Below are 6132 nucleotides of genomic sequence, written 5' to 3'. Positions count from 1 at the left end.
CGACAAACCCGACAAACCCGACAAACCCGACAAACCCGACAAACCCGACAAACCCGACAAACCCGACAAACCCGACAAACCCGACAAACCCGACAAACCCGACAAACCCGACAAACCCGACAAACCCGACAAACCCGACAAACCCGACGGTTTTGGATCGATAAATCTCCCAAAACCGTCGCCAAGCCGAAGTGCTGACGGTGATCGGCGGCTCGGACTCGGGCAAGTCGACACTGTTGACGTGCATCAACGGGCTTGAGCCCATCGACAGCGACCGCATCCTGGTCGACGGCACCGAGGTTCATGCGAAGTCCACCAACCTCAACACCCTGCGCCGGAAGATCGGCATCGTGCTCCCGTAGTGGAATGCCTTCCCGCATCTGACCGTGCTAGAGAACGCCACCATGGCGCCCCGCAAGGTGCTGGGCATCGGCCCTTGGTCCGCAGCTGGTGGAAGAGGTGCTAGAGACGCCGAAGATGCTGGCCGAAAAAGGCACGACGATGATCTGCGTGACCCACGAGATGGCCTGCGCGCGCGATGTCTCGGACCGAGCGGCCTATTGCCACAAGGGCATCATGGCCGAGATCGGCACCCCGGAGCAGCTTTTCAACGCGCCGCAGCAGGAGGTCACGCAGCAGTTCCTCTCCAGCGTGCGCTGAGCGCGATCCCCGGACACAAGAAGGGCGCGGAGGTTTCCCTCCGCGCCCTTATTCGTTGCGATCCGCGTTCAGGCGTCGAGGGCTCAGGCGTCGAGGGCGGCCAGACCCTGCGCCTGGAACCGCTCCAGCTGCGCCAGTTCCGCGTCGCTCAGCACCACGCCCCCGGCCAGCGCCCTGTCACGGGCGGCAAAGCGGCGTTCGGAGGGCAGCCGGGCGCCCTGCGCCCCGATCGCGCTCAGCAGGCGCTCTCCCTCGGCGATGGGATCGCGACCGCTGCGGCGCGCGAAGCTCTGCGGATCCAGCGCCAGCACCAGCGCGCCATGGCGCGGCAGCAGCCCGCCCGGCCCCATGAACTCCAGCGCCTCCTTGCTCATGAACTCGCCCAGCATGGCCCCGGCCAGCAGCTCCACCATGGTCGAGATGGCCGAGCCCTTGTGCGCCCCGAAGGTCAGCATGGCACCCGACAGCGCCGCATCGGGATCGGTGGTGGGCTGGCCCTCGTGATCGACGGCCCAGCCCTCGGGGATCGGGGTGCCGGCGCGGCGGTGCAGCTCGATCTCGCCGCGCGCGGCGACGCTGGTGGCAAAGTCGAAGACATAGGGATGGGAACCGGGACGCGGCCAGCCGAAGGCGATCGGGTTGGTGCCCAGCAGCGGCTCCTTGCCACCGGCGGGGGCGACGAAGGCATAGCTCGGGCACATCGAAAGCGCCGCCAGCCCTTCCCCGGCCAGCGCCTCCACGTCATGCCAGAGCGCCGAGAAATGCAGGCAATCCCGGATCACCAGCGCCGCCAGCCCCATCTCGCGCGCCCGCGCGGCCAGCAGATCCTTCGCCGCGTAGAAGGCCGGATTCGAGAACCCGCCCCCCGCATCGACCTCGATCACCGCGCGGCCCGCGTCATGGATCTGCGGCACCGCATCCGGCGCGACCTTGCCGGCGGCGATCACCCGCAAGCAGCCCTCGATCCGGTAGAGACCGTGCGATTTGCAGTTGTCGCGCTCTCCGGCGACGATGACATGGGCCACGGCACGGGCGTTTTCGGGGGGCAGGCCCGCGGTCTCGAAAATCGCCCGGACCCGGCTCATCAGGTCTTCGACGGAAAGGATGTTCTGGTCGGCCATCGGCGGCGCGCTCCTTCGCAAGGGTTCAGGTGGTATCGGACGCGGCGGGCCGGCTGCCCCGGATCACTTGTCCACGTCCACGTAGGTACAGGCCCAGAAGACTCTGGTTTCGGTCTCGTCCAGGGCGCGCAGCCCGTGCTTGAGGGTGCTGTCGAAATAGGCGCAGTCGCCGGTTTCCAGGATCACCGCCTCGTAATGCTCGACCGTCAGCTCGACCCGGCCCGACAGCACGTAGAGCGTCTCTTCGCCGTCATGGGATTCCAGCTCGTCCCGGGTCAGCGGCGCGCGCTGCTCGACCCTGGTGACAAGCGGGATGATCTTCTTTTCCGCCAGGCTGTTGCACAGCACCTCGTATTCGAAGTTGCGGGTGCGCACCTTGCGGCCCTGCCCTGCGCGGGTGATCGCCAGCCGCGTCGTCGGCGTGCTGTCCTGCTCTCCGGCGTAAAGCCGCTCCAGCCCGATTCCATAGCCCCGCGCGACCCGCACGAGGTTCTCGTAGCTGGGCGAGACGCGACCGTTCTCGATCTTGTGGATCGTCGAAAGCGCTAGGCCCGTGCGCTGCGCCGCGACCTCAAGCGTATAGCCGCAGGCCTGCCGCACAGCCTTCATTCGCGCGCCCAGCTCATCGCGCAGCTGCTGGCGCTCCGCTTCCCAATCCTCACCGGGACCGGGGGCTGCGTCTTTTTCCGTTTCGGTCATTTTTTTCTTTTTTTACCATTGTTGGTCGTTTATGCATATATTTATGCCAAGCGCAACAATAGCAAATCGGCAAGACGCTTGGGAATGTCCCTGACCCAATTTTGTCGCCTTACCCCCATCCCCCCAGGGATTTGCAGAGATGATGAAGCAGACATGGCCGATCGGGGCCCGGGTGCTGATGACCAATTCCGGCACATACGCCCCTAAGGCTCTGGGCCTGACCGACCGCGCCGTCCGCTTCGGCTCTCTCGCGCACTGCGCCGTGACCGCCTGCAGGGGCCCCGCCCCCGCCACACTGCCCCGCTGGATCGACACCGGCGCGGCCCTCGCCTGACACACCCTTTCACCAACGGACTACCAGATGAACAAAGACGTCTTCCTCGGCACCATCCCGGCCCTGCTGACCCCCTGCAAACCCGACCGCAGCCCCGATTTCGACGCCCTCGTGCGCAAGGGCCAGGAGATGATCGCCGCCGGCATGTCCGCCGTGGTCTACTGCGGCTCCTGCGGCGACTGGCCCCTGCTGAGCGATGAGGACCGCATGGAAGGCGTCGCGCGCCTGACCGCCGCCGGCGTGCCGGTCATCGTCGGCACCGGCGCGGTCAACACGAAATCCGCCGTCGCCCATGCCGCCCATGCCCAGAAGGTCGGCGCCGCCGGGCTGATGGTGATCCCGCGCGTGCTCTCGCGCGGCCTCTCGGTTGCCGCGCAGCGCAACCACTTCAAGGCGATCCTCGACGCCGCGCCGGACGTGCCCGCGATCATCTACAACAGCCCCTACTACGGCTACGTCACCAAGGCCGACCTGTTCTTCGCCCTGCGCGCCGAACACCCCAACCTGATCGGCTTCAAGGAATTCGGCGGCAAGGCCGACCTCTCCTATGCCGCCGAACACATCACCAGCCAGGACGAGGACGTCATCCTGATGGTCGGCGTCGACACCGAGGTCTACCACGGCTTCGTCAAATGCGGCGCGGTCGGCGCGATCACCGGCATCGGCACGATCTTCCCGCAGGAAGCGCTGCTTCAGGTCGCCCTGTCGCGCCGCGCCGCCGAAGGCTGCCCCGAGGCCGACCTGCGTGCCCGCGAACTGGCCGAGGCCTTCTGGGTGCTGGCGAAATTCGACGAGGGCGTCGACCTCGTGCTGTACTTCAAGCATCTGATGGTGCTGAAAGGCCATGAGGAATATCGTCTCAACATCAACGAGACCGATGCGCTGTCGCCCTCTCAGGCGCGCTTCTGCGAGGCACAGTTCCACCAGTTCAACCGCTGGTTCGCAAACTGGTCGCAACAAGGCGGGGTGATCGCCGAATGCATGTGATCGACAGCCACACCGGGGGCGAACCCACCCGGGTGATCCTGGACGGCGGGCCGGATCTGGGCGCGGGGCCGCTGGCCGAGCGCGCCGCCCTTCTGGCGCGCGACCATGTGGATTTCACCCGCTCGGTCAGCCTTGAGCCGCGTGGCCAGGTCGCCATGGTCTGCGCCCTGCTGGTGCCCCCGGTCGATCCCTCCTGCGTGACAGGCGTCATCTATTTCGACGCCGGCGCGGTACTGGGGATGTGCGGCCATGGCACCATCGGGCTGGCGGTGACGCTGGCCCACATGGGCCGCGTCGGCCCCGGCGCCCACCGGATCGAGACCCCCGCCGGCGTTGTCACGGTCGAGGTGCTGGATGCCAATACCGTCACCGTCACCAATGTCGAAAGCTGCCGCCTGCGGGCCGATGTCTCGGTCGAGGTGCCCGGCCTTGGCACCGTGACGGGGGATGTGGCCTATGGCGGCAACGGCTTCTTCCTGGTCGATCCCAGCCCCCTGCCCGTCACCCCGGGCAATCTCCGCGCGCTGACCGATGCCACCATCGCCACCCGCGAGGCGCTGAAGGCCGCCGGCCATGGCAACGAGGTCGATCACGTGATCTTCTACGGCCCCTCCGACACGCCCGGGGTGCACAGCCGCAACTTCGTGCTCTGCCCCGACGATGCCTATGACCGTTCGCCCTGCGGCACCGGAAGCTCGGCCCGGCTGGCCTGTCTGGCCGCCCGGGGGCGCCTGCCCGCGGGGCAGGAAATCGTGCAGGAAAGCGTCATCGGCAGCAGCTACCGACTATCCTATGCGCCCGGACCCGGCGGCGGCGTGATCCCCTCGATCACCGGGCGCGCCTACGTGATGGCCGAAAGCACGCTGCTTTTTGATCCGGCGGACCCGTTCCGCAACGGCATCCCCGTGTGATCCCGGTTTGATCCCAGCGTGATCCCTCCCCCCGCGGCCCCTCCCGGGCGGCGGGGGCCTTCCGATCAGATCCCTTTCGAGGTTCGCCATGGCCCTGGCCTCTTTCCCTGAACTTGCCCCGCCCACGGGGATCATCGTCATCGGCGGCGGCATCATCGGCGTCACCGCCGCCCTTGCCCTGCAATCCGAAGGCCATCAGGTCCGCCTGATCGAGCGCACCGGCATCGCCGCCGAGACCTCCTCGGGCAATGCCGGCGCCTTCGCCTATGCCGATATCGAGCCCCTCGCGACCCCCGGCATCATGCGCAAGGCGCCGAAATGGCTGCTGGATCCGCTTGGGCCGCTGTCGCTGCGCCCGGGCTATGCGCTGCGCATGACGCCCTGGATGCTGAAGTTCTGGCGCGCCAGCCGGAAGGATCGCTATGCCGCCGCCGTGCAGGCGCAATCGGCGATGATGCAGTTTTCCGCGCAGGCCCAGGAGGCGCTGATCACCCGGCTGAAGGCCCAGGACCTGATCCGCCGCCAGGGCCAGCTGCAACTCTACGAGGGGCGCGCCGCCTTTGCCGCCAGCCAGCCCGGATGGGCGCTGCGCCGCCGTCACGGCGTGGTCTGCGAGATGCTGGAAAGCCCCGGCGCCATCGCCGAGATCCAGCCCGGCGTCTCGCCCCGCTTCACCCATGCGGGCTTTACCCCGGAGTGGATGAACACGGTCGATCCGGCGCTCTGGACGCGCCATGTCGCCCGGGCCTTCACCGAGGCCGGCGGGCAGATCGAAACCGCCGAGGTCCGCGCCCTGAAGCCGCTGTCCCCCGGCGTCGAGGTGCAGACCGCCACCGGCACGCTGCGCGCCGCCAAGGTGGTGCTGGCCGCCGGGGCCTGGTCGAAACGGCTGGCCGCGACGCTGGGGGATCGCCTGCCGCTGGATACCGAGCGCGGCTACAACACCACTTTCCCCACCGCCGCCTTTGATCTGCGCACCCACCTGACCTTCAGCGATCACGGCTTTGTCGTCACCCGCATCGGTGCGGGGCTGCGCGTCGGCGGCGCGGTGGAACTGGGCGGCATGGAGCTGCCGCCGAACTACCGCCGCGCCGAGATCCTGCTGGACAAGGCCCGCAGCTTCCTTGAGGGCTTCGATCCCCGGGGCGGCAAGCAATGGATGGGCTATCGCCCCTCGATGCCCGACAGCCTGCCGGTGATCGATCAGGCGCCGGGATCGCGCGACGTGATCTATGCCTTCGGCCACGGCCACCTGGGGCTGACGCAATCGGCGGGCACCGCGCAGCTGGTCGCGGCGCTTTGTGCCGGGCGCAGGCCGGGGATCGACCTGTCGCCGTTCCGCGCCACGCGGTTCTGAACCCCTGATCCCCCTCCTGTCCCGCCCGGGCCAGCGCTTTGGCCGGGGCGGAACAGCAGCCCC

The 6132-nt window shown here is 67.9% G+C and carries 7 protein-coding genes and 1 pseudogene; 6 read left to right on the top strand and 2 right to left on the bottom strand.

Annotation, left to right across the window (positions count from 1 at the left end; genetic code table 11):
- Together KM176_RS19520 and KM176_RS25305 are read left to right on the top strand one after the other, a co-directional pair.
- The coding region (locus KM176_RS19520) for a hypothetical protein (RefSeq protein WP_215558811.1) at nucleotides 1-259 on the top strand (259 nt) is incomplete at its 5' end.
- A pseudogene (locus KM176_RS25305) lies at nucleotides 183-660 on the top strand (ATP-binding cassette domain-containing protein); the annotation flags it as partial. The gene KM176_RS19520 and the pseudogene KM176_RS25305, both read left to right, overlap by 77 nt.
- An 83-nt stretch (nucleotides 661-743) precedes the next feature.
- Here the strand turns inward: KM176_RS25305 and KM176_RS19510 are convergent.
- Nucleotides 744-1781, bottom strand: coding sequence for an Ldh family oxidoreductase (locus KM176_RS19510; protein ID WP_160895639.1), 1038 nt, complete (start codon nucleotides 1779-1781; stop codon nucleotides 744-746).
- 63 nt (nucleotides 1782-1844) lie between these two features.
- Nucleotides 1845-2480, bottom strand: coding sequence for a helix-turn-helix domain-containing protein (locus tag KM176_RS19505; RefSeq protein WP_160895640.1), 636 nt, complete (start codon nucleotides 2478-2480; stop codon nucleotides 1845-1847).
- 139 nt (nucleotides 2481-2619) lie between these two features.
- Between KM176_RS19505 and KM176_RS19500 the strand changes: the two genes are divergently transcribed.
- From KM176_RS19500 to KM176_RS19485, 4 genes are all read left to right on the top strand, one after another.
- Nucleotides 2620-2814 (top strand): hypothetical protein, encoded by a 195-nt coding sequence (locus tag KM176_RS19500; protein WP_160895641.1) that lies wholly within the window; start codon nucleotides 2620-2622, stop codon nucleotides 2812-2814.
- Nucleotides 2815-2841: 27 nt separating this feature from the next.
- Nucleotides 2842-3801, top strand: a complete 960-nt coding sequence (locus KM176_RS19495) for a dihydrodipicolinate synthase family protein (protein WP_160895642.1) — start codon at nucleotides 2842-2844, stop codon at nucleotides 3799-3801.
- Nucleotides 3792-4712, top strand: coding sequence for a 4-hydroxyproline epimerase (locus KM176_RS19490; protein WP_160895643.1), 921 nt, complete (start codon nucleotides 3792-3794; stop codon nucleotides 4710-4712). Before KM176_RS19495 ends, KM176_RS19490 begins: the two co-directional genes overlap by 10 nt.
- An 88-nt stretch (nucleotides 4713-4800) precedes the next feature.
- A complete protein-coding gene (locus KM176_RS19485) occupies nucleotides 4801-6069 on the top strand; it encodes an NAD(P)/FAD-dependent oxidoreductase (RefSeq protein WP_160895644.1) in 1269 nt (422 codons plus the stop codon).
- The last annotated feature ends 63 nt before the right edge of the window (nucleotides 6070-6132 follow it).

The sequence above is a fragment of the Pseudooceanicola endophyticus genome, assembly GCF_018760365.1.
Lineage (GTDB): Bacteria > Pseudomonadota > Alphaproteobacteria > Rhodobacterales > Rhodobacteraceae > Pseudooceanicola > Pseudooceanicola endophyticus.
This window is presented reverse-complemented; position numbering and strand designations above follow the sequence as displayed.